Genomic DNA, 23,191 nt, shown 5'->3' with positions numbered 1-23,191 from the left:
AACGCACCGCGGCGCAGAGCGCCGAACAGGGCCAGGCCGCGGTCGCCCAGGCGACCGAGGCCGACCAGCGCCGCCGCGCCGCCGAGCAGGCGGCCGAGGAAGCCCGCCGCACCGCCGCGCAGCGCACGGAGGAAGCGCAGCAATATGCGCGGCTTTCGGAAAGCGCCCGCGCCCAGGCGGCGCTGCTGTCACGCGACCTCACCGCGCTCCGCGCCGAGCTCTCCCGCCTCGCCGCCGCGCTGGAAGCGGCGGAAGCCGCCGGGCGCGGCAAGGATGCGCAGATCGCGCTTCTCGGCCAGCGGCTGAACGCGGCGCTGGCGGCGCGCGTCGAGGAGTTGCAGCGCTACCGCTCCGACTTCTTCGGGCGCCTCCGCGACGTGCTCGGCGACCGGCCGGAGATCCGCGTCGTCGGCGACCGCTTCGTGTTCCAGAGCGAGGTGCTCTTCCCCACCGCCTCGGCCGAGCTGACGCCGAGCGGTGAGCGGCAGATCCGCGAGCTCGCGCGCGTGCTGCAGCAGATCACCGCGCAGATCCCGCGCGACCTCGCCTGGGTGCTGCGCATCGATGGCCATGCGGACCGCAACCCGATCCGCAGCGCCCGCTTCGCCAGCAACTGGGAGCTGTCGGCCGCGCGGGCGATTGCGGTCGCGCAGCTCCTGATCGCCGAAGGGCTGCCGCCCAACCGCGTCGCCGCCGCCGCCTTCGGCGACACCCAGCCGCTCGACACCGCCGAGACGCCCGACGCCTTCGCCCGCAACCGCCGCATCGAGCTGCGTCTGACGGACCGCTGACCGCCGCCGGCGATCACGCGCCCCCGGCCCCCCTCGTTTACTCGTGGCCGCGGATATTGACGACGGCCGTCGATCCGATCTGGGCGAAGGACACCTCGGCCCTGCCGGGGTTCCAGGATGCCATGGTGCCGAAGTCATGCCTGTCCAGGCTGGCCGGCGTGCCGAAGCGCGCCGACAGGGCATCCAGGAGCCCGGCTGGTTCGGCTGTCGAGTAGGCGCAGGCCCTGTGTCCGCCGGGGCCGTGCGCCGTCCAGAACGACACCGCGTCGGCGCCGCGATCGGCGCCCCGCTGCCAGCCCACCACCTGCACCGGGCTGCCAACGTGGGACACGAAGCCGGCCCGCCATTCCTCGAGCCGCGCGGCATTCATGCGCGGCCAGCCGAGCCGATCGCCTGTCGCCGCCGCCTCGGTGACCGTCGGCGACCTGCAGATATCCAGCAACTGGTCGATCGTGAGCGCGGGCGGCATGGCTACCGCCAATCCGGCGGCAAGAAACATGTTGATGGCAACGCCAACCAAAAGCTTGCGCATGTACCGGGCTTCCCGCCGCAAAAGGTTCCCCCACCTTCGCCCGAACGCCCGGCCCGGCCCAGACGGTGCGGCCCCTCGCCATGCCAGGCCCCGCATCAAATATCCGTCCGAACGCCCGAAGCCTTCGCCAAACCTCCCCGCGGCCGCAGGCTGCCCCTGGCTTCTGCGGAGCGAGGCGAAGCCGATGCTCCGGGGCCGCGAAGGCGGCCCCGCGCGCGACCCGCAGCCGCCGCCAGAGCCTCCCCCCCAGCGCGGAAGCCAAGCGCGCGGATGCGCGCGCCGGCGCTTGAGGACCTTGAACATGCCCACGATCAAGGTGCAGGAATCAATCATGACCTTCTCCGTCTGCGACCACGCGCTGCTCCGCCACCGCATGGCGGTGCTGCGCGACCGCGCCACGCCGTCCGACACCTTCCGCGAAACCCTCGCCGCGATCGGCGCCATCCTCGCGAGCGAGACGCTCCGGGACCTGCCGGAGACCACCGCCGAGGTTGCGACCCCGCTCGAGGTCATGGCGCATCCCGTGCTCGCCGGCCCGGCGCCGGCGCTGGTCGCGGTGCTGCGCGCCGGGCTCGGCCTGCTCGAAGGCGCGCGCCGCGTGCTGCCGGAAGCGCCGATCGGCCATATCGGCCTGGTCCGCGACGAGACCACGCTGCAGCCGAGCGGCTACATGGCGCGCCTGCCGCCCGATATCGCGGCCCGCGGCGCCCTGCTGCTCGACCCCATGCTCGCGACCGGCGGCTCCGCGATCGCGGCCGCCGCCCAGCTCAAGGCTGCGGGCACGACGCGGATCCGCTTCCTCTGCGTGGTCGCCGCGCCCGAGGGGGTCGCGAACTTCGCCGCGGCGCATCCGGACATCCCCGTGCTCGCCGCCGCGCTCGACCGCCAGCTCGACGCCCGCGGCTTCATCCTGCCCGGGCTCGGCGATGCCGGGGATCGCTGCTTCGGGACCTGATCGCCAGCCACGGCCGGCAACCGCACCCGCCGCCTGGCGTTCGGCCTTTGTCGACAGGGCTTGACCAGGGAGGATCAGCCATGGCGGACAAGACAGTCGTCAAGGTGGATGCCACGCATGCGCCCAAGGGGCCGGAGGGGCAGCACTACCTCGCCGCCGGCCGCAGCCTGTCGATGCGTCTTTGGAAGAACGAGGCGCCCGATGCGGCCAAGCCGCCGGTCCGGCGCGACTATGAGACGGTCGGCTTCGTCATCGCGGGCCGCGCCGAGCTCAGCATCGAAGGTCAGATGATCCGGCTGGAGCCGGGCGAATCCTGGATTGTGCCGAGGGGTGCCGAGCACAGCTACCGCATCCTCGAGGCCTTCACCGCGGTCGAGGCGACGCATCCGCCGGCGGAGGTCCATGGCCGGGACCACCCGCCCGCGGCGTGACCGGGGCGGGCTGACTGCAGCTCGGCCCAGGCGATCGTCGGCCGCCGCGGGCGACGGCCGCGTTCCACACGTCTCCGCGCGCCTGCCGCATGCCGGCAAACCACGCGGTCGCCGCGCGTTCCGAACTGACGCACGACACGGACCGGAGCTTGCCCATGACCGGATCGAAGCAGCCGTTGACCGATGTCCTCGAGCGCCACGTCTTCCAGCCCGTGCTGCGGGCGAAGCCCGAGGGTGTTCCGCCCGCCGCCGACCGGCTCGGCGTCCGCGGCGATGGCGATTAGCGGCCCCTCCGGGACGGTGAAGCTCCGTCACGTCGATACACGGGACCTTCGCATCGCCTATGAGGAGGCCGGCCATCCCGATGGCCGGACCGTGGTGCTGGTGCATGGCTGGCCGGATGACGTGCGTTGCTGGGACGGTGTGGTTCCCGGCCTCGCCGCGGATGGCTGCCGCCTGCTGCTGCCCTTCCTGCGCGGCTGCGGAGAGACGCGGTTCCATGCCGCGGCCACCTTGCGCAGCGGCGCCATCGCGGCACTTGGCCAGGACCTCGCCGATTTCCTCGCGGCGCTTGATCTGCGCGACGCCATCATCGCCGGGCATGACTGGGGTGCGCGCGCCGGCTATGTCGTCGGCGCCCTCTTCCCGGAGCGCCTGAGCGGCCTGGTCGCGATGTCCGCCGGCTATGCCACCGCGCATCCGGTGAAGCACATGTCCTACGATCTGGCGAAGGCCTATTGGTACGAATGGCTGGTCGCCACCGGCCAGGGCCGCGAAGCGATGGAGCAGGATCGCCGCCGGCTCTGCCGCTTCCTCTGGGAAAGCTGGTCGCCGGACTGGTGGTTCAGCGAAGCGGCCTTCGAGACGACCGCGGCATCCTGGGACAACCCGGACTGGGCACCGATCAGCATCCATGCCTACCGCCAGCGCTGGAGGGATGTGCCCGGCGCCCCCGAGCACGCGGCGCTGGAAGCGCGCCTCGCCGAGGACCCGCCGATCACCGTCCCGACGCTGATGCTGCACGGCGCCAAGGACCGGGACAATTTCCCCGCCACATCCGCCGGCAAGGAACGGTTCTTCACGCGCGACTACGAGCGAAGGGTGATCGAGGGCGTCGGCCACTTCCTGCCGCGCGAGGCGCCGGACGTGGTGGTGGACGCAATCCGCTGCATGCTGCGGAGGACCGCGCAGCGTTAGATGGTCCGAGATTCAGCGCCGGACCACGAAGAGCCGCCCTTCGACCGGCCCGCCCTTCTCCTGCCGCAGCACCGCGTCCCGCTCCGCGACCAGCGTCAGGCCGGCAGCGGCGAGCAGGGATCGCACATGCGCCGGCGCATGGCGGTAGCGCATGCCTTCGCCGAGGGCGAAGGGCAGGGCGTCGCCGGTCTCGATCGAGAAGCCGGCATGGCCGCCGGGGCGCAGCGCCATCCCGATCGTCGCGAAGGCAGGGGCGAGATCGCCGAGATAGTTCAGCACATCGGCCGCGACGATCAGGTCGAAGCGCGCCGGCTGGGTCGGCAACCAGGCCAGCAGGTCCGCCTCCGCCAGCGCATCGTAGATGCCGCGCGCCTTCGCCGAGGCCAGCATCCGCGGCGACAGGTCGAGCCCGGTCAGCCGCGCCGCGAAGCGCGTCAGCGGCAGGCCGGAGAGGCCGGTGCCGCAGCCGAGGTCCAGCACCTCCAGCCCGCGCGCCGCCGGCACGCCGGCTTCGTCGAGCAGCGCCGCGAGCTCACCGGGCGTCGCGTAGCCGAGGCGGCCGGTGAGCTCGGCATCGAAGCGCGGGGCGTATTGGTCGAACAGGTCGCGGACATAACCGGCCGGTGCGCGGTCGGGCGCCGGTGCTTCGCCGAGAGCGGCCAGCAGGAAGCGCGCCTGATCGGCAAGACCGGGCTGCGCACCGGAGCGGGCGAGCGCTGCGCGCGCCGCCCTGATGGCGCCGGCCGCATCGCCGGCGTCGCGGCAGGCATGGGCGATCGCGAGCTGCGGCTCCGGCGCATCCGGCGCCAGTTCCGCGGCACGGGCGAGCGGTGCCATGGCGGCGTCGGTGTCGCCCATGGTGGTCAGCGCCTGGCCGAGATTGCGCAAGGTCACGGCATCGTCGGGCCGCGTCACCAGCGCGCGGCGGAAAGCCTGCACCGCGTGCGGCAGCCGCCCCGCCTCAGCGAGCGTCGCGCCGAAATTGGCGTGGAAGATGCCGCTGTCGGGGTTCGCGGCCACCGCGCGCGCGCCGTGCTCCAGCGCCGCCGCCATGTCCCCCATCTGCCGGGCCGCGATGCCCGCCAGGTTGTGGGCATTGCCGTCCTCCGGCGCGCGCCTGAGCACCCGGGCATAGAGCGCCGCCGCATCGGCGATGCGGCCGGCGGTGTGGTGCGCCATGCCCTGGCGCAGCAGCGCGGCGAGTTCCTGGGCGGTCATTGGCGCATCCTCAGAACAACCCCTCGATCCGGCCTTCGGCATCGAGGCCGATGGTCTCGGCGGCCGGGTGCCGCGGCAGGCCGGGCATGGTCATGATGTCCCCGCAGATCGCGACCACGAAGCCAGCGCCGGCGGAAAGCCTGACGTCGCGGACCGAAAGCGTGTGGCCGCTGGGCGCGCCGAGCAGGGTCGGGTCGCTGCTAAAGGAATACTGGGTCTTGGCGATGCAGACCGGCACGCGGCCGAAACCCTGCGCCTCGAACTTCGCGAGCTTCTGCAGGACCGGCGGCGGGATCGCGACGTCGGCCGCGTGGTAGATCTCCCGCGCCACGGTGCCGATCTTGCCGGCGAGCGGCATGGCATCCGGGTAGAGCGGCTGGAAGCGTGCGGCGCCGCGTTCGATCTCCGCCCTGACAGCGCGCGCGAGGTCGAGCGCGCCGGCGGCACCGTCGCCCCAATGGGTGCAGAGAACGGCTTCCGCGCCGAGCACCCGCATCGCCGCCCGCACGGCCGCGATCTCGGCATCGGTGTCGGAGGTGAAGCGGTTCAGCGCGACGACCACCGGCAGGCCGAATTTGCGCATGTTCTCGACATGGCGGGCCAGGTTGACGACACCGCGCTCGACCGCTGCGACATCCTCGGTGCCGAGTGCGGCCTTGGCGACGCCGCCATGCAGCTTCAGCGCGCGGACGGTCGCGACCACGACCGAGACGGCCGGGGCCAGGCCGCCGATCCGCGCCTTGATGTCGCAGAACTTCTCAGCCCCGAGATCAGCGCCAAAACCCGCTTCGGTCACCACGACATCGGCGAGCGAAAGGCCGAGCCTGGTCGCGATCAGGCTGTTGCAGCCATGCGCGATATTCGCGAAGGGCCCGCCATGCACCAGCGCCGGCGAGCCTTCCAGCGTCTGCACCAGGTTGGGCGCCAGCGCATCGCGCAGCAGCGCCGCCATGGCGCCATCCGCCTTCAGGTCATGCGCGGTCACCGGCGTGCCGTCGCGGCGGTTGCCGACGATCATGCGCCCGAGCCGCGCCTGCAGGTCGGCGAGGTCGCGGGCCAGGCAGAACACCGCCATCACCTCTGATGCCACGGTGATGTCGAAGCCATCCTCGCGCGGGAAGCCGTTGGCGACGCCACCCAGGCTCGCGACCGTCGAGCGCAGCGCACGATCGTTCATGTCGATCGCCCGCCGCCAAGAGACGCGCCGCGCATCGAGCTCGTGGCCGTTGCCCCAATACAAGTGGTTATCGACCATCGCGGCCAGCAGGTTGTTGGCGCTGGTGATGGCATGGAAATCGCCGGTGAAATGGAGGTTGATGTCCTCCATCGGCGCCACCTGGGCACGGCCGCCCCCCGTCGCACCGCCCTTCACCCCGAAGCAGGGGCCGAGCGAGGGCTCCCGCAGGCAGATCATCGTCCGGGTGCCGAGCGCGTTCAGCGCATCGCCGAGCCCGATGGTCGTCGTGGTCTTGCCTTCGCCGGCGGCGGTCGGGTTGATGCCGGTGACCAGCACCAGCGCGCCCTGCTTCGCCTCGCTGCGGCCCAGCGCGAAATCCAGCGCCACCTTTGCCTTGTACCGCCCATAAGGCTCCAGCGCCGCCTCCGGGATGCCGGCGCGGCTCGCGATCTCGGCGATCGGCAGCAGCTTCGCGCGTCGGGCGATCTCGAGGTCGGTGGCCATGCGCTGCGTCTCCTGGAGCGTGCAGCCTTCGCGCTTAGACCATGATCGGTCCGAGTGGAACCGATCATGGAGCCATTTCGCTTGGTCGCGTGATTCACCCTCCTGGGCAGCACGGAGGCGGCGCAAGCGGGCTTCGCAAGGCACCAGGCGCCGCCTATCCTCCGCGCAAAGACCGGGAGAGATTTCCATGATGCTGCGCCGCACCCTGCTCGGCGGCCTCGCCGCCGCGCCGATGCTGCCCGCCCCTGCGCTTCGCGCCCAGGAAGCCGCCTGGCCGCAACGGGCCGTGACCATCCTGGTGCCCTTCGTGGCGGGCGGGCCGTCCGACATCACGGCGCGCGTCATCGCGACCCGCCTGCAGCAGGCGCTCGGCCAGCCGGTGGTGGCCGAGAACCGGCCCGGCGCGAACGGCGAGGTCGCGGCCCGGCTCGTGGTGCGCGCCGCACCCGACGGCCACACGCTGTTCGTGGGCTCGATCGGCGTCTTCGCGATCAACCAGGCGCTGCGGCCCAACCTCTCCTACGACGCGACGCGCGACTTCGCGCCGATCACCGTCGCCGTCACCACGCCGAACGTGCTGGTGGTCAACCCGAACCTAGTGCCGGCCAACGACCTCGCTGGCGTGATCGACTGGATGCAGCGGAACCGCGGCCGCGTCTCCTACTCGACCAGCGGCGTCGGATCCTCCGACCAGCTCACCATGGAGCTCTTCAAGCAGGTCACCGGGACCGATGCGACGCATGTGCCCTATGCCGGCGGCGCCGCCGCGGCGACCGACCTGATCGCCGGCAATGTGCAGATCAGCTTCCAGAACCTCGGCACCGTCGCGGGACACATCGCGGGCGGGCGCCTCAAGGCGATCATCGTCACCTCGCGCGAGCGCGCCGCCATCCTGCCCAACGTCCCGACCGGGATCGAAGCCGGGCTGCAGGATTTCGTCGTCACCTCCTGGCAGGCGATGATGGCGCCAGCCGGCATCGCGCCCGCGCTGCAGGCCCGCATCCACGCCGCGACCGCCGAAGCACTGCGCCACCCCGAAAGCCGGCAGCGGCTGGAGCAGATCGGCTTCACCATCGTCGCCAATACGCCGGCCGAATTCGCCGCCTTCCAACGCCAGGAAGTGGACCGCTGGACCCGCGTCATCCGCACCGCCGACATCCGGCCGGAGTAGGAGTGGCCTCGGGGGCTCTGCCCCCGAGGCAACCTACGCCGCTTCGCGCCGGCTGATGCCCATGGCGTCGAGGGTGGCGCCGATCGCTTCCACGGCGAATTTGATGTCGGTCGCGGTCACCGCGCCGATCGCGCCGATGCGCATGGTTGGCGCCTGGGTGTTGTGGAAGTTCGAGATCAGCACGCCGCGCGACTTCAGCGCGTCCACGAAGGCCTGCAGCGCGAAGGCGCGGTCCGCGGGCTGGTGGATGGTGACGATGACCGGGCCCTGGTGCTTGCGTTCCAGATAGGGCGTGAGGCCGAGGGAGAGGGCACCGTCGTAGAGGAGCTTCGCGTTCTCCTGGTAGCGCGCGAGGCGTGCGGCCTGGCCGCCTTCGGCGGCGTGCAGCTCGAGCGCCATCGCGAAGGCGTTCAGCGCCTGCACCGCGGGGGTGAAGCGGAAGCTGCCCCAGCTATTGCGGAGCGCATGCGTGTAGACGTCCGAGAGATCGAAGCACCAGGACCCGGCATTGCCGGCGCTGGCGACCGTGCGGTCGATGCGGGCGACGGCGAAGCCGATGCCGGGCATGCCTTCGAAGCACTTGCCGGAGGTGAAGACCATGACGTCGATCTCGGGCTGCACGCCGAGGTCGAGCGGCAGGGCGCCGAAGGCGGAGACGGCATCGAGGATCATGCGCCGGCCGGCATTGCGGACCGCGGCGCCGATCTCGGCGGGGTCGTTGATGATGCCGCTGCCGGTCTCGCTGTAGACCATCGCGACATGGCCGATCCCGGGATCGGCGGCGAGTGCGGCGGCGACCTCCTCCCCCGTCACCGGGCGGGTGTCGGGGACGGGCAGCGGCACCGGGACGCGGCCGCATTCGCGGACCAGGCGCTCCATGCGGCTGGCATAGGCGCCGTTCATCGGGATCAGGATGCGGGCGCCGGGGGCGGTGTAGGTGCGGACCGCGGCTTCGACCATGAAATGGCCGCAGCCCTGCAGCGGCAGGGTGGCGTGGGTTTCGGCGCCGCCGCCGGCGAGGTCCCGCACGCGGTCGCGGATGCCGGCATAGACCGGGCGGAAGTCGTTGTCCCAGGGGGCGATGTCCTGGCCCATCACGGCACGGAGCTCGGGCCGGGTCTGCACGGGGCCGGGAATCAGCAGCAGCATGGGGCGCGCCTATGCGGTGGTCGGGATCGCCGGGATGCCATGGCCCAGGGCAGAGGTGAAGACCTCTTAGGCGATGGGTGCACCGCTCATTTCACGCAACAACTTCCTCCGAATGGCTTCCGCGAAGGCGGCGTAGTCGGGGCAGGCCATGGCGAAGCTGCCGGGGCCGCCGATCACTTCTGTTGCGTAATGATCCAGCAACTCCGGTTCCTCGTTCACGACCGCGAGGGCGTTGATCGTGAAGCCAGCGGCGACGCCGATGTCGCGCACCGGGCCGGGCGGCCGCCCCTGGTTGTGGGCGCCGTCGCCCGAGACATCCATGACCCCGCGCGCTGCCGGCGCCGGGCAGGTGGCGAGTTGGGCGAGCCCGGCGGCCATCCCCTCCCCCAGCGCCGTGGCGCCGGCGGGCACCAGGCGCGGGCAGCTCTCGATGGCGTCCGCGATCGCGGTGGCCGACGCCGCATCCTCGAGCGCCGTCCAGGGCACGCCCAGCGCATGCGCCCCGCGCCCCGACCAGAGCAGCAGGCAGACCGCGATCGCGCCGCGCGCACCGGCGAGGGCGGCGGCCTGGATCTCCTCGTCGCGGAAGGCGGCCGCGTAGCCGCCCATCATCAGCCCGAACTCGTCGTAATCGACGGAGGAGGAGGCATCGACGGCAAGGGCCAGGGCGAGATCGACGGCGCGCATGCGGGGAGTGTCGCACAGCCGGTTGCCAGGGGCGCGGCCGCGTCGCAACGTCGTGCCAGGCAAGGAGCGAGCAATGCAGGAAGACACCGTCGGCGCCTTCGTCCCCGGCCAGCGCGCGGCGGTGGCGGGCGTCGGGCAAGGGCCACTGGCCGGCCTCTCCTTCGCGATCAAGGACCTTTACGACCTCGCGGGCTGGCCGACGACCTATGGCAGTCCGGACTGGGCGCGGACCCAGCCGGTGCCGGGGTCGACGGCGGTCGCGGTGACCGCATTGCTTCAGGCGGGGGCGGATCTGGTCGGCAAGACCAAGACCGTGGAACTCGCCTATGGCCTGACCGGCGAGAATCTCTGGCACGGCACGCCGATCAATCCGGCGGCGCCGGACCGCTTCCCCGGCGGCTCCTCCTGCGGGTCGGCCGCCGCGGTCTCGGCGCGGCTGGTGGATTTCGCGATGGGTTCGGACACCGGCGGCTCGGTGCGTATCCCCGCCAGCTATTGCGGCGTCTTCGGCATCCGCCCGACCTGGGGGGCCGTGAGCTTGGCGGGTGCCTGCCCGCTCGGCCCCTCCTTCGACGCCGCCGGCTGGTTCGCGACCAAGGCGGCCGTGCTGCGCGGTGTGGGCGAGGTGCTGCTGCCGCCGGGCAGTGAGGCGCCACTCGGGCCGCTGCTGCAGGTCAGCGAGGCCTGGACCAATGCCACGCCCCAGACCGCGGAAGCGCTGAAGCCGGCGCTGCACGCGGCGGAGGCCCTGCTCGGTCCGGCGCTGCCGGTCGGGCTGGCACCCGAGGGGCTGCATGTCTTCTACGAGAGTTTCCGCTGCGCGCAGGCCGAGGAGGCCTGGGCGACGCTCGGCGCCTGGGTCGAGGCGACGCGGCCCGAATTCGGCCCCGGCGTCGGCGAGCGCTTCGCGGCCGCCAAGGGGATGGAGCCGGCCAAGGCGGCGGCCGGCCGCGCCTTCCGCAAGCTGGCGCAGGCGCGGCTGCACGGGCTGCTCGGCGGCGGCGCGGTCGCGATCTACCCGACCTCGCCGGCCGCGGCGCCGTTGCTGACCGCGACCCAGGCGGAGCAGAACGCGGTGCGCGAGCGGACCATGGGGGTCACGGCGATCGCGGGCCTCGCGGGACTTTGTGAAGTGACCATCCCGGCCGGACGTGTCGATGGTGCGCCGGTCGGCATCTCCCTGGTCGCGGCCCCGGGGCGCGATCGCGCCCTGCTGGCGCTGGCCGAAATTCTGGCCGGCGAACTTGGCCTCTGAGGATCGTCCATGATCATCCGCGACGCGACGCAAGCCGACCTGTCGGCGATCACCGCGATCTATGCCCATCATGTCCTGCACGGCGCCGGCACCTTCGAGGAGGAGCCGCCGGACGAGGCCGACATGGCCGCGCGCATCGCGAAGGTGCAGGACGCGGGCTCCGCTTGGCTGGTGGCGGAAGGCGATGACGGCGCTGTTGCCGGCTTTGGCTATTACGCACAGTTCCGCGACCGCTCCGCCTATCGCTTCACGGCGGAGGATTCGATCTATGTGCGGGAGGATGTGCGCGGCCAGGGCGTCGGCAAGGCGCTGGTCGCGGCCCTCGTCCAGCGCGCGGAGGCGCAGGGCTTCCGGCAGATGATCGCGGTGATCGGCGACAGCGAGAACACCGGCTCGATCGGGCTGCACCTGTCGCTCGGCTTCCGGCAGGTCGGCGTGCTGCGCGCCGCCGGGCTGAAATTCGGCCGCTGGCTGGATGTGGTGCAGATGCAGCGGGCGCTGGGGCCGGGCGAGAAGGCGCTGCCGGATTGACCGCCCCGACTGCCGCGACGATGCCGGCCGGCGGCGTGGGCGGCTTCTTCGGGGCGCTCGGCGCCTTCGCCGCCCAGGCGCAGAGCTTCAAGGCGCATTTGAAGACCGCGGGCTTCAACCCGGACGACCTCGGCATCTTCTGAGGCGTCCTGCTGCGCGCGGCGGCGGAGAGAGCGCTTCCCGGCGGCGCGCCCCACGGCATAGTCTCGCCCTCACGCGGCCGCAGGGCCGCGTGAGGGAGAGAAACACGCCATGCACCGTCGCGCCCTTCTGGCCGCGGCGCCGCTGCTCGCGGCGCTCGCACTTCCGCAACCGGCCGCTTACGCACAGGAGCCGCAGCGCCCACCGCTGCCGGTCGCGCAGGCCCGCGAGGCGGGCTTCGATCCCGACCGCCTCGGCCGCATCCGCCCGGCGATCGAGCGCGAGGTGGCGGAGAACCGCCTGCCCGGCGCCGTCGTCATGGTTGCCCGCCGCGGGCGCCTCGCGCATTGGGATGCGATCGGCTTCCGCGACAAGGCCGCGAATGTGCCGATCGCGCTCGATTCCGTCTTCCGCATCTATTCGATGACGAAGCCCTTCACCTCGGTCGCGGCGATGATCCTGGTCGAGGAAGGGCGGCTGCATCTGACCGACCCGGTCGGCCGCCACCTGCCCGGCTTCGACCGGCTGCAGGTGGCGACGCCGACCGCCAACCTCGCGCTCGGCCGCGTCACCTACCAAGCCCTACCGCAGCAGCGCCAGATGACCGTCCAGGACCTGTTGCGCCACACCTCCGGCCTCACCTATCCTGAGACCACCGGCGTGCAGCCGGTGCGGGACGCGCTGGTCCAGCGCGGCTTCCTGACCGTGGGCGGCGCCGAATACGACAGCCGCGCCATGAGCCCGGCGGAATTCGTGCAACGCCTGGCGCAGGTGCCGCTGATGCACCAGCCGGGGACCACCTTTGAATACTCGCTTTCGACCGACGTGCTGGGGCGGGTGGTCGAGGCGGTCTCCGGCCAGCGGTTGGAAGCCTTCCTGGAGGAGCGGCTGTTCCGCCCGCTCGGCATGCGCGACACCGGCTTCGCGCTGCGGGAGGGGCAAGCGCCGCGGCTCGCCGCGCATCTCGGCACCGATTGGGCGCGCGACAATGCGCCGGTCGCCATGCTCGACGTCAGCCGCCCGCCTGGGAATGCTTCAGGCGGCGCCGGCGCGATCTCGACCGCCGCGGACTACCTCCGTTTCCTGCAGATGCTGGCCAATGGCGGCGTGCTGGACGGGCAGCGCATCCTCTCGCCCGCAACGGTGCGGCTGATGACGAGCGACCACCTCGCGGGCCTCAACGTGCCGGCGCCGCCGGGCGCGCTCGGGACGCCGGGCTATGGCTTCGGGCTTGGCTTCGCGGTGCGGCTCGCCGATGGCGTGGCCGGGGTGCCCGGCAATGCCGGGCAATACATGTGGGCCGGCTATGGCGGCACCTATTCTGGGTGGATCCGAAGGCGGAGCTGGTCGGCGTCTTCATGAGCCAGGCGCCGAGCGTGGAGCGGCCGATGCACCGCCGGCTGATCCAGACGCTGGTCTATGCCGCACTCGTGGATTGATGCCCCTCAGACGCGCGGTGCCGGGACTAAACACCTAACGCGTGGCACAGGCGGCGCGCAGTACGCCGCCGCCCGACAGGGCCTCGCCGATGTTGATCGCGCCGTCGAGGACGTCCGCCACGACGAGATCGCGTGCACGATGGCGCGGCAGGACTGTCAGATCGATGCCTTGGGTTCGACGGCGAAGCGCCTCGGTGCCCTGATGGCCGCGAACCCGTTCGCCGGTCCCACGGACCCGTACGCGATGAATGCCGTTATTGTCGCAGCGGAGCGTGAGCGTATCGCCGGCAGGCCAGTCGATGGCCTCGCAGAGCCACACGGTCCCGTTCGAAAAACTGCGCCGCGGCTCCGGCAGGCCGCAATCCGCCCCTGCCGAAGCCGGCAGAAGCAGGACGGCCAACGCTGCGGGCACGCTGCGCATGGGACCTTGATGTCGCGGAAAGGATCGAAATGCAAAGCAATGAGGCGAGAGCGCAGAGGCCACGCCCCTCACTAGCGGAGAATCGTCTCACCACGGGATAATGGTGGTCGGATGCGGATCAGGCGGGGAGCCGGAAACGGCTGCTGACGACGGGATCGTGATCGAGCGCCCAGCGGATCGCGTCGGCGCCGTCCGCTGTCTCCGCCCGCGCGGCGACGCTGGTAAAGCTGCGCTCGCCCTTCACCCGGGCCAGGAACAGCCGGTCGAAGGCCGGGGCCGCCGGGCTGCGCGGCAGGCAACAGGCGCAGCCGATCGCATGGCCGGATGCCGGGACCGCGAAATCCGCGCCTTCGGCGAGCAAGGCCGCCCCCTCCGGCACGGCGTCGCCGGGGGCGATCAGATGGACGGGGATGCGGGCGTCGAGGGTCCAGGCCATGGCACTGGACATAAGGATATGTTTATGTCCATATCAAGTCCACCATGGAAGAGCTTCTCACCCAGCTCCGCGCCGCGGCCGAGCCGACGCGGCTGCGGCTGCTGGCCCTTTGCGCCCGGGGCGCCTGGTGCGTCTCCGATCTGGTGGCGATCCTCGGCCAGTCCCAGCCCCGGCTGTCGCGGCATCTCAAGCTGCTGACCGAGGCCGGGCTGCTGGTCCGCACGCCGGAAGGCGCCAATGCCTGGTTCCAGGTACCGGGCGGCGCCGAGCTGGCGCGGCTGGTCCTGGCCCGGATCCCGGAAGAGGATGCGCTGCTCGCGGCCGATCGCCGTGCCGCGGCGCGCGTCGCCGCCGAGCGCGCCCGGGAGGCGTCCGAGAGCTTCCGCCGCCATGGCGCGGATTGGGACGAGCTGCGGGCGCTCGACATCCCCGCCGCCCCCGTCGAGGCGGCGCTGCTCGCTGCCCTGCCGGAGCGGCCAGGGGCGAAGCTGCTCGATATCGGTTGCGGCACCGGGCGGCTGCTGGAGCTGGTGGCGCCGCGCGTCGCCCAGGCGCTCGGCGTCGATGCCTCCCGCGACATGCTGGCGCTGGCCCGCACCCGCCTTGCCGAGAAGGGACTCGCGCATTGCGCGGTGCGCCAGGCCGACATGTACCGCCTGCCGCTGGCGGACGCGGGTTTCGACGTGGTGACCTTGCAGATGGTGCTGCACTACGCGGAGGATCCTGCCGCCGCGCTGGCCGAGGCCGCGCGGGTGCTGAAGCCCGGCGGGCACCTGCTGCTGCTCGACCTCGCGCCGCATGAGCGCGGCGAGCTGCTGACCCGCTTCGCGCATCGCTGGCCCGGCTTCGACGACGCCGAGCTGAACGGCTGGTTCGGCGCCGCCGGCCTGGTGCCGCTGCAGCCGCGCGGCCTCGGCCCGCTCCGCCTCTGGTGCGCCGAGCAGCGCGCCGATCATCACGCCCATTCCGCCTGAAAGTTGTCCCGCATGTCCCGTCCCCATCTTCTCGACGCGCTCCGCGACCAGGTGCTGCTCTGCGACGGCGGCATGGGCAGCCGCGTGCAGGCGCTTACCCTCGATGTCGAGCGCGACTACTGGGGCAAGGAGAACTGCACCGAGGTGCTGAACCTCTCCCGCCCCGACCTCGTGCGCGAGATCCATCGCGGCTACTACGAGGCCGGCGCCGACATGGTCCTGACCAACAGCTTCGGCGGCAGCCCGGTCACCCTCGGCGAGTTCGAGCTCGAGGACCGCGCCTTCGAGATCAACAAGCTGTCGGTCGAGCTGGCGCGGGAAGCGGCGGAGACATTCGCCGATGGCCGCCACCGCTGGGTGATCGGCGATATCGGCCCGGGCACCAAGCTGCCGAGCCTCGGCAACATCGCCTATGACGCGCTGGAGGCGGCGCTGGTCGAGCAATGCCGCGGCCTGATCGCCGGCGGCGCCGATGCGATCCTCACCGAGACCAATCAGGACACGCTGTTCATCAAGGCCGCGGTGAACGCCGCCAAGATCGCGCGCAAGGCGGCGAATTCCGACATTCCGATCTTCGTGCAGGTGACGGTAGAGACCACCGGCACCTTGCTGGTCGGGCCCGACATCGCGGCCGCGGCGACGGTGGTGCATGCGCTCGACGTGCCGCTGATGGGGCTCAATTGCGCGACCGGCCCGCAGGAGATGGCGGAGCATGTGCGCTGGCTATCGCAGAACTGGCCCGGCCTGCTGTCCTGCCAGCCGAATGCCGGCCTGCCGGAGCTGGTCGACGGCCACACGCATTACCCGCTCGGCGCCGAGGAACTGGCGAGCTGGATGGAGCGCTTCGTCGCCGAGGACGGGCTGAACCTGATCGGCGGCTGCTGCGGCACCTCGACCCCGCATATCCAGGCGCTGGATGCGATGCTGAGGAAGCGCGGCGGCTACCGCCCGGCGCCGGTCGCGCGGAAGCCGATCTGGGTGCCTTCGGTTTCCAGCCTCTATGGCGCGACGGGGCTGCGCCAGGAGAACAGCTACTTCTCGATCGGCGAGCGCTGCAATGCCAACGGCTCCAAGGCGTGGCGGGAACGGCAGGCCGCCGGCGACTGGGATGGCTGCGTCGCGATGGGGCGCGAGCAGGTGGGCGAAGGCTCCAACAGCCTCGACATCTGCACCGCCTTCGTCGGCCGCAACGAGCTGGTCGAGATGAGCGAGGTGATCACCCGCTTCACCAGCAGCGTGAACGCGCCGCTGGTGATCGACAGCACCGAGACGCCGATCATCGAGGCGGCGCTGAAGCTGCATGGCGGCAAGCCGATCATCAACTCGATCAATTTCGAGGAAGGCGAGAAGGCCGCGCAGGACCGCATGATCCTCGCGAAGAAATTCGGCGCCGCGGTCATCGCCCTGACCATCGACGAGGTCGGCATGGCGAAGACCGCCGAGGACAAGCTGCGCATCGCGCGCCGCCTGGTCGATTTCGCCTGCACGAAGCACGGGTTGCCGCAGAGCGACCTGATGATCGATCCGCTGACCTTCACCATCGCCACCGGCAATGAGGACGATCGCAAGCTCGGCCTCTGGACGCTGGAGGGGATCCGCATGATCCGGGAGGAATTCCCGGACATCCAGATCATCCTCGGCCTGTCCAACATCTCCTTCGGCCTGAACCCCGCGGCACGGCATGTGCTGAACAGCGTCTTCCTCGACCTCGCGGTGAAGGCCGGCATGACCGGCGCCATCGTGCATGTCAGCAAGATCAAGCCGCTGCACCAGATCCCGGAGGCGGAGGTGCGCGTCGCCGAGGACCTGATCTTCGACCGCCGCGCCGAAGGCTATGACCCGCTGCAGAAGCTGCTGGAGATCTTCTCCGGCCGCAAGGCGGCGGACAATGTCGCGAAGGTGAAGGCCGCGACCGTCGAGGGACGCCTCAAGGATCGCATCGTCGATGGCGACCGCAAGGGCCTGGGCGAGGAATTGCAGGTGGCGCTGGACCAGGGCGTGGCGCCGCTCACCATCATCAACGACGTGCTGCTCGACGGCATGAAGGTGGTGGGCGAGCTGTTCGGCGCCGGCAAGATGCAGCTCCCCTTCGTGCTGCAGAGCGCCGAGACGATGAAGGCCGCCGTCGCCTATCTGGAACCCTTCATGGAGAAGGTGGAGGGCCAGGAGAAGGGCACCATCGTGCTGGCGACCGTGAAGGGCGACGTGCACGACATCGGCAAGAACCTGGTCGACATCATCCTGACCAACAACGGCTACAAGGTCGTCAATCTCGGCATCAAGGTGCCGCTCGCCGACATGGTGACGGCGGCGAAGGAACATCGCGCGCATGCCATCGGCATGAGCGGGTTGCTGGTGAAATCGACCGTGGTGATGCGCGAAAACCTGGAGGAGATGTCCCGCCAGGGCGTCGACCTCCCGATCATGCTCGGCGGCGCCGCGCTGACGCGCAACTATGTCGAGGACGACTGCGTGAAGGCCTATGCCTCGGGCCGCGTCGCCTATGCGCGGGATGCCTTCGATGGCCTGCATCTGATGGACCGGGTGATGGGCAACGGCTTCGACGACTACCTGGCCGCGCTGCAGGCCAAGCGCGTCGGCAAGTCCAGCAACACCAAGCGCACGCTCGGCACCGCCGATCCGCGCGGCTTCGCCCCCGTGGACGTGAACTACGCGCAGACGCGGCGCCACCGGGTCGCTGCCGAAAGCCAGGTGCCGGCGCCGCCCTTCTGGGGCGCCCGCGTGATCGAGGCGGCGCCGAAGGCGATCATCCCCTTCATCAACGAGCGCAGCCTCTATCAGTTCCAATGGGGCTTCCGGAAGCAGGGCCGGTCGCTGGATGATTTCCTCGGCTGGGCGAAGCAGGAGCTGCGGCCGGTGCTGAAGCGCATGCTGGCGATCGCCGAGGCGGACAACATCCTGCGGCCGCAGGCGATCTACGGCTATTGGAAATGCGCCGGCCAGGGCAACGACCTGATCCTGTTCGAGGAGGATGGCGTCACCGAGGCGACGCGCTTCACCCTGCCCCGCCAGCCCAAGGAAGATGGCGAGTGCATCGCCGATTTCGTGCGCGACATCGCCGACGGGCCGGCGGCGCGGGACGTGATCGGGCTGCAGATCGTGACGGTCGGCCAGAAGGCGTCGGACATCGCGCGCGACTGGTTCGAGGACAACCGCTACCAGGACTACCTCTACCTGCACGGCCTCTCGGTCGAGATGGCGGAGGCGATGGCCGAATACGTCCACAAGCGCATCCGCGCCGAATGGGGCTTCGCCCAGGAGGACGATCGCGACATGGACAAGATGTTGAGCCAAGGCTACCGCGGCGGCCGCTATTCCTTCGGCTATCCCGCCTGCCCGCGGCTCGAGGACCAGGTGCCGCTGCTGCGGCTGCTGGGCGCGGAGCGGATCGGGGTCAGCATCTCGGACGAGTGGCAGCTCCATCCGGAACAGTCGACCAGCGCCATCGTGCTGCACCATCCCCGCGCGAAGTATTTTTCGGTCTGAGGCCTGTCAGGGGAAGGCCGCGGGATCCGGCGGCCTTCCCGGAATTGTGCCCCAGGCTGCATCTTGCAGCGTCCGCTCCGCAATTCTGCCGCGGCGTGTGGGACTTTCCCGCCTGACCTCTGGTCGCTAGAAGGCCCTTCGCGAACAACCACTGCGCCCGGGGGCGGATGGCGATGCTGCCGATGCTGATCGCGGCCTTTGCGCTCGGCCTGCTGGCGGCGGCGTGGAGCGCCGGCTTCTTCTGGTCCTGGTCCTTCACGGTCATGCCCGGCTTCGGCGCGGCGCCGGCTGAGGCCGCGATCGCGGCGATGCGCGCGGTCAATGCCGGCATCCGCACGCCGGGCTTCCTCTTCGTCTTCCTTGGGCCGGCGCCGCTCGCCCTGCTGGCGGGCGTGCTCGCCTTCGCCATGGGGCTGCGCACCGCGGCGCTGCTGGCCCTGCTGGCGGCCGCGATCTATGTCGCGGGCGTCCTGGTGGTGACCTTCGCGGTCAACCTGCCGCTGAATGCCGGCCTCGACGCCGTGCGTCCGGCACCGAGCGAGGCCGATGCGGTCTGGCGCGCCTATGCCGCGCCCTGGACCGCCTGGAATCACCTGCGCACCGCGGCCGCGACCGCCGCCTTCCTGGCGCTTGCCGCCGCGGCCGTGCAGGCGGCGCGCGAATGACGCCGGCAAAGCTCGCTGCCGGCAGCGTCGCCGTCGCGATCCTGGTGCTGCTGCTCAAGGCCGGCGCCTGGTGGCTCACCGGCAGCGTGGCACTCTTCGCCGATGCGCTGGAGAGCGTGGTGAACGTCGCGACCTCGATGGCGGCGCTGCTGGCGGTGCGCTTCAGCCAGATGCCGCCGGACGCGAACCACCCTTATGGCCATGCCAAGGCCGAGTATTTCTCCGCCGTGCTGGCTGGGGTGCTGATCATCGTGGCGGCGCTGCTGATCCTGAACGAGGCCTGGGGCGCGGTGCAGCGTCCCCGCGCGCCGGAGGCAAGCGCCATCGGCATTGGTGTCGCGATCGCGGCGACCGTCGCGAACGCCGCCTGGGCCGTCACGCTGCTGCGCGCCGGGCGCAGGCTGCGCAGCCCGGCCCTGATGGCGGATGGCCGGCACCTGGTCTCCGACGTGGTGACCTCCGCCGGCGTGCTGGTCGGCCTCGGTCTGGTCTTCACGACCGGGATCCTGTGGTTCGACCCGCTGATGGCGGCGCTGACCGCGCTGAACATCCTCTGGTCCGGATGGAGCGTGGTGCGGGAGAGCGTGGGCGGGCTGATGGACGAAGCCGTGCCGCAGGACCAGCTCGCGCGCATCCGCAGCATCGTCGCGACCAAGGCGGATGGCGCGATCGAGGCACATGACCTGCGCACCCGCCAGGCCGGCCGCTTCACCTTCGTCGAGTTCCACCTGGTGGTCGGTGGCGAGACCAGCGTAAACGCCGCGCATGCGATCTGCGACCGCATCGAGGCCGCGCTGAAGGCCGAGATCGGCGATGCCGTCATCACCATCCATGTCGAGCCCGAGGGCAAGGCGAAGCATCACGGCGTGGTCGTGCTGTAATCTGGTTCTGCTGCGGGGAACGGTGCGATGGTGAAGCTCGACGTGATCACGACGCGCGGCGGCGATGGCGGCGAGACCTCGCTCGGCGACGGCACCCGGCTGCGCAAGGACACACTCCGGATCGAAGCGATCGGCGCGGTGGACGAGGCCAATGCGGCGCTCGGCGTGCTGCGCCTGCATCTGGAGCAGGATGCGGCGACAGCGGCGATGGTCGCGCGGCTGCAGAACGACCTTTTCGACCTTGGCGCCGATCTCTGCATGCCGGGGATCGGCGAGGACTGCCTGCGCGTCACGGATGCGCAGTGCCTGCGGCTGGAGGCGGAGGTCGCTGCGATGAACGCGGCGATCCCGCCGCTGCGCAGCTTCGTGCTGCCCGGCGGCACCGCCAGTGCGGCGGCCGCGCATGTCGCGCGCACCGTGGCGCGACGGGCGGAGCGACGGGTGGTGACGCTTGCCGCCGCGGAACCGCTGAACCCGGCGGCGGTGCGCTACCTGAACCGCCTGTCCGACCATCTTTTCGTGCTGTCGCGGCGCCTCAACGACAATGGCGCCGCGGATGTGGTCTGGGTCCCCGGAGCGACCCGGTAGGTTGGCTCTGCCTTAGAAGCCGTAGAGCTGCGCCGGGTTGTCGACCAGGATGGCGCGGCGGGTCGCCGCGTCCGGCGTCCAGGCGCCGAGCAGATCGAGCAGCGGCGCCACCGCCGGCTTCGGCTCCGCCTCGTTCGGATGCGGCCAGTTGGAGCCCCAGACCAGGCGTTCCGGCGCGGTGGCCACCAGGGCGCGGGCGATGGCGGCGACATCGGCATAGTCGGGCGGCCCGCTGCGCGAGACGCCGTAGGGCGAGGAGAGCTTCACCCAGACGCGCCCGGTCGCCAGCAGCCGCCGCAAGGCGCGCACCGGCGGCGCGTCCGGCGGCACCGGGTCGTGGAAGCGGCCGACATGGTCGATCACCACCGGGCAAGGCAGGCCGCGGATCGCGGCCTCCCGCGCTTCCATCTCGCCGCCATCGAACTGGAGCTGCACATGCCAGCCGAGCGGCGCGACATGGGCGGCCAGTGCGTGCAGCCGCTCCCACGGCACCACGCCGCCCTTCATCAGGAAGGCCCTTGCGCCGCGGGCGCCGGCGGCGTGCAGGCGTTCCAGCTCCGCGACCGGGGTCTCCGGCGTCACCGCCACGACGGCGCGTGCCGTATCGGCGCCGAGTGCGGCGACGGCATCGAGGGTGCAGGCATTGTCGGCGCCATAGGCGGTCGGCTGCACCACCACGGTGCGGGTAAGGCCGAGCGCCGTCCGCAGCGTGCGGTAGGCATCGAGGTCATAGGCGAAGGGCACCGGCGTCGGGTTGGTCGGCGCCACGGGGTAGCGCTCCGGCGGCCCGTAGATGTGCATGTGGCAATCGGTTGCGCCGGGCGGCACGGGCAGGCGGGGCGGGATGGTCATCTGGTGTCCTCCGTCCATCCCGTGTGGCGGCTGCCGTCGCCGCCGTCTATATGCGGATACAAGAACACAAGGGAGAGAGCGGCCGTGATTGGACGCAGGAGCATCATCAACGGCGCCGCCGGCCTGGCCGGCGCGAGCCTCGCCGCGGCACCCGCGCGGGCGCAATGGCAGCCGGCGCGGCCGATCCAGATCATCGTCGGCTTCGCGCCGGGCGGCGGCGCGGATCTGGCAGCTCGGGCGATCGCGGAATCCGCGACCCCCAGCTTCCCGACCGCGCTCGTGGTGATGAACCGCCCGGGCGCCGGTGGCGCGATCGCCGCCGAATACGTGGCCGGGCTGCCGCCCGACGGGCTGAACCTGCTGGTGAACGGCGGCAGCGAGAGCATCTCGCTGCCGGTCTTCCGGGACCTGCCCTATGACCCGAAAACCTCCTTCAAGGCGATCATCCGGCTGACCCGGCAGCCGCTGCTGCTGGTCGCCAAACGGGGCGGGCGCTTCGGCGATATCCGGGCGCTGGTGGAGGCGGCGAAGCGCGCGCCGGAATCGGTCTCCCACGCCTCCTCCGGCCTCGGCTCGATCTACCACGCGGTGGTGCTGCTCTTCGCCCGCGCCGCCGGGGTGGAGTTGCTGCACGTGCCCTTCACGGGCGGCGCGCCGGGCCTGCAGGCGCTGCTCTCGGGCACTGTCGACCTGGCGGTGCTGGCACCGGAGGAGATGGCCGGGCTGGTGCAGGGCGGCGAGGTGCGGCCGCTGGCGGTTGCTTCCGCCGAGCGGCTCGGCGGCGCCTATCAGGATGTGCCGACGCTGCGCGAGATGGGCTGGGATGTCGTCGTCGAGAACATGAAGGGCCTCTCCGCGCCCGCCCGCACGCCGGATGCCGTCATCGCTTCTCTGCATGACCGTTTCCGGCAGGGCATGCGCGGGCGGGGCTGGAACACCTTCCTGGAGCGCACCGGCGCGATGGACGGCTACCTCGACGGCCCCGGCTTCCAGGCCGCGATGGACGCCGTACTGGATGCGCTGCGCGCTGCCGTGCGGCGCTGACCCTCCTCCGCCAAGGCTTCGGAGGGCGAGCCCTCCGGAGAGCCTCCCGCGGCCAAGGCCGCCACTGGTTTTCGCGGAGCGAGCGAAGCGATGCTCCGGGGCCGCACATGCGGCCCCGCGCGCGACCGACCGTTCTCGTCAGTGCGCCCTGACAGCGCGAAAGCCAAGCGCGCGGATGCGCGCGCCGGCGTCTGAGGTCAGATATCAGGCCGTCGTGACGAAGGCGCGGAGGCTTTCCGCCTCCTCCTCCACCTGGGAGATGCGGGCCTTCACGAGGTCGCCGATCGAGACCATGCCGACGAGCATGCCATCCTCCACCACCGGCAGGTGACGGATCCGGCGGTCGGTCATCTCGGCCAGCGCGTGGTTGATGGTGTCGTTCGGCCGCACCGTGTGGATGTCCGCGGTCATCAACTGGCGCGCGGTCATCGACAGCGCCACCGGCCCCTCCTTGGCCAGCGCGCGCACGATGTCACGCTCCGACAAGATGCCGAGCAACGCGCCGCCACCGTCACGTACCAGCACGGCGCCGATCCGATGCCGGGCAAGGGTCCCCGCAATCGCCACCGCATCCTCTCCCGGTCCGACCGAGACGACGCGAGAATCTTTGTGGGCCAGAATGGACGCAATGGTCATGCGGGCCTC

General features: G+C 71.2%; 25 protein-coding genes. 16 read left to right on the top strand and 9 right to left on the bottom strand.

What is annotated here, in order from left to right; all coding sequences use genetic code 11:
- Positions 1 to 791 (top strand): peptidoglycan -binding protein (locus GXW71_RS26605; RefSeq protein WP_211855730.1); only part of this gene is annotated, 791 nt, incomplete at its 5' end.
- 37 nt (positions 792 to 828) lie between these two features.
- On the opposite strand, the gene GXW71_RS26600 is transcribed toward GXW71_RS26605, so the two are convergent.
- A complete protein-coding gene (locus GXW71_RS26600) occupies positions 829 to 1,323 on the bottom strand; it encodes a hypothetical protein (RefSeq protein WP_211855729.1) in 495 nt (164 codons plus the stop codon).
- 301 nt (positions 1,324 to 1,624) lie between these two features.
- On the opposite strand from GXW71_RS26600, the gene upp reads away from it, so the two are divergent.
- From upp to GXW71_RS26585, 4 genes are all read left to right on the top strand, one after another.
- On the top strand, positions 1,625 to 2,278 hold the full coding sequence (gene upp / locus GXW71_RS26595; protein ID WP_246526915.1) for a uracil phosphoribosyltransferase: 654 nt from the start codon (positions 1,625 to 1,627) through the stop codon (positions 2,276 to 2,278).
- Positions 2,279 to 2,358: 80 nt separating this feature from the next.
- Positions 2,359 to 2,709: a cupin domain-containing protein gene (locus GXW71_RS26590; protein WP_211855728.1), complete on the top strand. Its 351-nt coding sequence runs from the start codon at positions 2,359 to 2,361 to the stop codon at positions 2,707 to 2,709.
- A gap of 155 nt (positions 2,710 to 2,864) precedes the next feature.
- On the top strand, positions 2,865 to 2,993 hold the full coding sequence (locus GXW71_RS35280; RefSeq protein ID WP_281417421.1) for a hypothetical protein: 129 nt from the start codon (positions 2,865 to 2,867) through the stop codon (positions 2,991 to 2,993).
- Positions 2,983 to 3,906, top strand: coding sequence for an alpha/beta fold hydrolase (locus GXW71_RS26585; protein ID WP_211855727.1), 924 nt, complete (start codon positions 2,983 to 2,985; stop codon positions 3,904 to 3,906). The genes GXW71_RS35280 and GXW71_RS26585 overlap by 11 nt, the downstream gene beginning before the upstream one ends.
- 12 nt (positions 3,907 to 3,918) lie before the next feature.
- Here the strand turns inward: GXW71_RS26585 and GXW71_RS26580 are convergent, their stop codons facing one another.
- Positions 3,919 to 5,124 carry a methyltransferase domain-containing protein gene (locus GXW71_RS26580; protein ID WP_246526914.1) on the bottom strand — a complete coding sequence of 402 codons (1,206 nt, stop codon included), beginning with the start codon at positions 5,122 to 5,124 and terminating at the stop codon, positions 3,919 to 3,921.
- Between the two features lie 10 nt (positions 5,125 to 5,134).
- A complete protein-coding gene (locus GXW71_RS26575; RefSeq protein ID WP_211855726.1) occupies positions 5,135 to 6,805 on the bottom strand; it encodes a formate--tetrahydrofolate ligase in 1,671 nt (556 codons plus the stop codon).
- Positions 6,806 to 6,992: 187 nt separating this feature from the next.
- On the opposite strand from GXW71_RS26575, the gene GXW71_RS26570 reads away from it, so the two are divergent.
- Positions 6,993 to 7,976, top strand: a complete 984-nt coding sequence (locus GXW71_RS26570; protein WP_246526913.1) for a Bug family tripartite tricarboxylate transporter substrate binding protein — start codon at positions 6,993 to 6,995, stop codon at positions 7,974 to 7,976.
- A 33-nt stretch (positions 7,977 to 8,009) separates the two neighbouring features.
- On the opposite strand, the gene GXW71_RS26565 is transcribed toward GXW71_RS26570, so the two are convergent.
- Together GXW71_RS26565 and GXW71_RS26560 are read right to left on the bottom strand one after the other, a co-directional pair.
- The gene (locus GXW71_RS26565; protein WP_211855725.1) at positions 8,010 to 9,125 is read right to left on the bottom strand and encodes a 2-aminoethylphosphonate--pyruvate transaminase; all 1,116 of its coding nucleotides are present in this window, start codon (positions 9,123 to 9,125) and stop codon (positions 8,010 to 8,012) included.
- Between the two features lie 66 nt (positions 9,126 to 9,191).
- Positions 9,192 to 9,812 (bottom strand): DUF1194 domain-containing protein, encoded by a 621-nt coding sequence (locus GXW71_RS26560; RefSeq protein WP_211855724.1) that lies wholly within the window; start codon positions 9,810 to 9,812, stop codon positions 9,192 to 9,194.
- A gap of 73 nt (positions 9,813 to 9,885) precedes the next feature.
- Here GXW71_RS26560 and GXW71_RS26555 point away from each other — a divergent pair, with 73 nt between their 5' ends.
- From GXW71_RS26555 to GXW71_RS26540, 4 genes are all read left to right on the top strand, one after another.
- On the top strand, positions 9,886 to 11,067 hold the full coding sequence (locus GXW71_RS26555) for an amidase (protein WP_211855723.1): 1,182 nt from the start codon (positions 9,886 to 9,888) through the stop codon (positions 11,065 to 11,067).
- A 9-nt stretch (positions 11,068 to 11,076) separates the two neighbouring features.
- The gene (locus GXW71_RS26550; RefSeq protein WP_211855722.1) at positions 11,077 to 11,598 is read left to right on the top strand and encodes a GNAT family N-acetyltransferase; all 522 of its coding nucleotides are present in this window, start codon (positions 11,077 to 11,079) and stop codon (positions 11,596 to 11,598) included.
- The gene (locus GXW71_RS26545; RefSeq protein WP_211855721.1) at positions 11,595 to 11,741 is read left to right on the top strand and encodes a hypothetical protein; all 147 of its coding nucleotides are present in this window, start codon (positions 11,595 to 11,597) and stop codon (positions 11,739 to 11,741) included. The genes GXW71_RS26550 and GXW71_RS26545 overlap by 4 nt, the downstream gene beginning before the upstream one ends.
- Before the next feature lie 109 nt (positions 11,742 to 11,850).
- The gene (locus GXW71_RS26540; protein WP_211855720.1) at positions 11,851 to 13,101 is read left to right on the top strand and encodes a serine hydrolase domain-containing protein; all 1,251 of its coding nucleotides are present in this window, start codon (positions 11,851 to 11,853) and stop codon (positions 13,099 to 13,101) included.
- Positions 13,102 to 13,212: 111 nt separating this feature from the next.
- Here GXW71_RS26540 and GXW71_RS26535 read toward each other — a convergent pair whose 3' ends face one another.
- Together GXW71_RS26535 and GXW71_RS26530 are read right to left on the bottom strand one after the other, a co-directional pair.
- Positions 13,213 to 13,599, bottom strand: a complete 387-nt coding sequence (locus GXW71_RS26535; RefSeq protein ID WP_211855719.1) for a hypothetical protein — start codon at positions 13,597 to 13,599, stop codon at positions 13,213 to 13,215.
- Positions 13,600 to 13,717: 118 nt separating this feature from the next.
- Positions 13,718 to 14,047: a hypothetical protein gene (locus GXW71_RS26530; RefSeq protein ID WP_246526912.1), complete on the bottom strand. Its 330-nt coding sequence runs from the start codon at positions 14,045 to 14,047 to the stop codon at positions 13,718 to 13,720.
- A 32-nt stretch (positions 14,048 to 14,079) separates the two neighbouring features.
- Here GXW71_RS26530 and GXW71_RS26525 point away from each other — a divergent pair, with 32 nt between their 5' ends.
- The 5 genes from GXW71_RS26525 to GXW71_RS26505 all read left to right on the top strand — a co-directional run bounded on the left by GXW71_RS26525 (position 14,080) and on the right by GXW71_RS26505 (position 20,650).
- On the top strand, positions 14,080 to 15,009 hold the full coding sequence (locus tag GXW71_RS26525) for an ArsR/SmtB family transcription factor (protein ID WP_211855718.1): 930 nt from the start codon (positions 14,080 to 14,082) through the stop codon (positions 15,007 to 15,009).
- Positions 15,010 to 15,021: 12 nt separating this feature from the next.
- Positions 15,022 to 18,516 (top strand): methionine synthase, encoded by a 3,495-nt coding sequence (metH, locus tag GXW71_RS26520; RefSeq protein ID WP_211855717.1) that lies wholly within the window; start codon positions 15,022 to 15,024, stop codon positions 18,514 to 18,516.
- A gap of 173 nt (positions 18,517 to 18,689) precedes the next feature.
- Positions 18,690 to 19,181 carry an anthrone oxygenase family protein gene (locus GXW71_RS26515; protein WP_211855716.1) on the top strand — a complete coding sequence of 164 codons (492 nt, stop codon included), beginning with the start codon at positions 18,690 to 18,692 and terminating at the stop codon, positions 19,179 to 19,181.
- Complete coding sequence (locus tag GXW71_RS26510; protein ID WP_211855715.1) at positions 19,178 to 20,062, top strand: cation diffusion facilitator family transporter; 885 nt, start codon at positions 19,178 to 19,180, stop codon at positions 20,060 to 20,062. Before GXW71_RS26515 ends, GXW71_RS26510 begins: the two co-directional genes overlap by 4 nt.
- Before the next feature lie 27 nt (positions 20,063 to 20,089).
- Entirely contained in the window at positions 20,090 to 20,650 is a 561-nt protein-coding gene (locus GXW71_RS26505; RefSeq protein ID WP_211855714.1) for a cob(I)yrinic acid a,c-diamide adenosyltransferase, read from the top strand.
- A gap of 12 nt (positions 20,651 to 20,662) precedes the next feature.
- Here the strand turns inward: GXW71_RS26505 and GXW71_RS26500 are convergent, their stop codons facing one another.
- Complete coding sequence (locus tag GXW71_RS26500) at positions 20,663 to 21,502, bottom strand: amidohydrolase family protein (protein WP_211855713.1); 840 nt, start codon at positions 21,500 to 21,502, stop codon at positions 20,663 to 20,665.
- Positions 21,503 to 21,586: 84 nt separating this feature from the next.
- Here GXW71_RS26500 and GXW71_RS26495 point away from each other — a divergent pair, with 84 nt between their 5' ends.
- A complete protein-coding gene (locus GXW71_RS26495; protein WP_211855712.1) occupies positions 21,587 to 22,546 on the top strand; it encodes a tripartite tricarboxylate transporter substrate binding protein in 960 nt (319 codons plus the stop codon).
- Between the two features lie 204 nt (positions 22,547 to 22,750).
- Here the strand turns inward: GXW71_RS26495 and GXW71_RS26490 are convergent, their stop codons facing one another.
- Positions 22,751 to 23,182 (bottom strand): CBS domain-containing protein, encoded by a 432-nt coding sequence (locus GXW71_RS26490; RefSeq protein WP_211855711.1) that lies wholly within the window; start codon positions 23,180 to 23,182, stop codon positions 22,751 to 22,753.
- Positions 23,183 to 23,191 lie beyond the last annotated feature (9 nt).

It is taken from the genome of Plastoroseomonas hellenica (assembly GCF_018129085.1).
GTDB classification, from domain to species: domain Bacteria; phylum Pseudomonadota; class Alphaproteobacteria; order Acetobacterales; family Acetobacteraceae; genus Plastoroseomonas; species Plastoroseomonas hellenica.
Note: the sequence above shows the minus strand (reverse complement) of the source record. Positions and strands in the feature narration are given on the sequence as shown.

Excerpts from the sequence above, each read along its gene's own strand:
- GXW71_RS26600 (WP_211855729.1), bottom strand. The coding sequence starts at position 1,323 with ATGCGCAAGCTTTTGGTTGGCGTTGCCATCAACATGTTTCTTGCCGCC.
- upp (WP_246526915.1), top strand. The coding sequence starts at position 1,625 with ATGCCCACGATCAAGGTGCAGGAATCAATCATGACCTTCTCCGTCTGC.
- GXW71_RS26590 (WP_211855728.1), top strand. The coding sequence starts at position 2,359 with ATGGCGGACAAGACAGTCGTCAAGGTGGATGCCACGCATGCGCCCAAG.
- GXW71_RS35280 (WP_281417421.1), top strand. The coding sequence starts at position 2,865 with ATGACCGGATCGAAGCAGCCGTTGACCGATGTCCTCGAGCGCCACGTC.
- GXW71_RS26585 (WP_211855727.1), top strand. The coding sequence starts at position 2,983 with ATGGCGATTAGCGGCCCCTCCGGGACGGTGAAGCTCCGTCACGTCGAT.
- GXW71_RS26580 (WP_246526914.1), bottom strand. The coding sequence starts at position 5,124 with ATGACCGCCCAGGAACTCGCCGCGCTGCTGCGCCAGGGCATGGCGCAC.
- GXW71_RS26575 (WP_211855726.1), bottom strand. The coding sequence starts at position 6,805 with ATGGCCACCGACCTCGAGATCGCCCGACGCGCGAAGCTGCTGCCGATC.
- GXW71_RS26570 (WP_246526913.1), top strand. The coding sequence starts at position 6,993 with ATGATGCTGCGCCGCACCCTGCTCGGCGGCCTCGCCGCCGCGCCGATG.
- GXW71_RS26565 (WP_211855725.1), bottom strand. The coding sequence starts at position 9,125 with ATGCTGCTGCTGATTCCCGGCCCCGTGCAGACCCGGCCCGAGCTCCGT.
- GXW71_RS26560 (WP_211855724.1), bottom strand. The coding sequence starts at position 9,812 with ATGCGCGCCGTCGATCTCGCCCTGGCCCTTGCCGTCGATGCCTCCTCC.
- GXW71_RS26555 (WP_211855723.1), top strand. The coding sequence starts at position 9,886 with ATGCAGGAAGACACCGTCGGCGCCTTCGTCCCCGGCCAGCGCGCGGCG.
- GXW71_RS26550 (WP_211855722.1), top strand. The coding sequence starts at position 11,077 with ATGATCATCCGCGACGCGACGCAAGCCGACCTGTCGGCGATCACCGCG.
- GXW71_RS26540 (WP_211855720.1), top strand. The coding sequence starts at position 11,851 with ATGCACCGTCGCGCCCTTCTGGCCGCGGCGCCGCTGCTCGCGGCGCTC.
- GXW71_RS26535 (WP_211855719.1), bottom strand. The coding sequence starts at position 13,599 with ATGCGCAGCGTGCCCGCAGCGTTGGCCGTCCTGCTTCTGCCGGCTTCG.
- GXW71_RS26530 (WP_246526912.1), bottom strand. The coding sequence starts at position 14,047 with ATGTCCAGTGCCATGGCCTGGACCCTCGACGCCCGCATCCCCGTCCAT.
- GXW71_RS26525 (WP_211855718.1), top strand. The coding sequence starts at position 14,080 with ATGGAAGAGCTTCTCACCCAGCTCCGCGCCGCGGCCGAGCCGACGCGG.
- metH (WP_211855717.1), top strand. The coding sequence starts at position 15,022 with ATGTCCCGTCCCCATCTTCTCGACGCGCTCCGCGACCAGGTGCTGCTC.
- GXW71_RS26515 (WP_211855716.1), top strand. The coding sequence starts at position 18,690 with ATGCTGCCGATGCTGATCGCGGCCTTTGCGCTCGGCCTGCTGGCGGCG.
- GXW71_RS26510 (WP_211855715.1), top strand. The coding sequence starts at position 19,178 with ATGACGCCGGCAAAGCTCGCTGCCGGCAGCGTCGCCGTCGCGATCCTG.
- GXW71_RS26505 (WP_211855714.1), top strand. The coding sequence starts at position 20,090 with ATGGTGAAGCTCGACGTGATCACGACGCGCGGCGGCGATGGCGGCGAG.
- GXW71_RS26500 (WP_211855713.1), bottom strand. The coding sequence starts at position 21,502 with ATGACCATCCCGCCCCGCCTGCCCGTGCCGCCCGGCGCAACCGATTGC.
- GXW71_RS26490 (WP_211855711.1), bottom strand. The coding sequence starts at position 23,182 with ATGACCATTGCGTCCATTCTGGCCCACAAAGATTCTCGCGTCGTCTCG.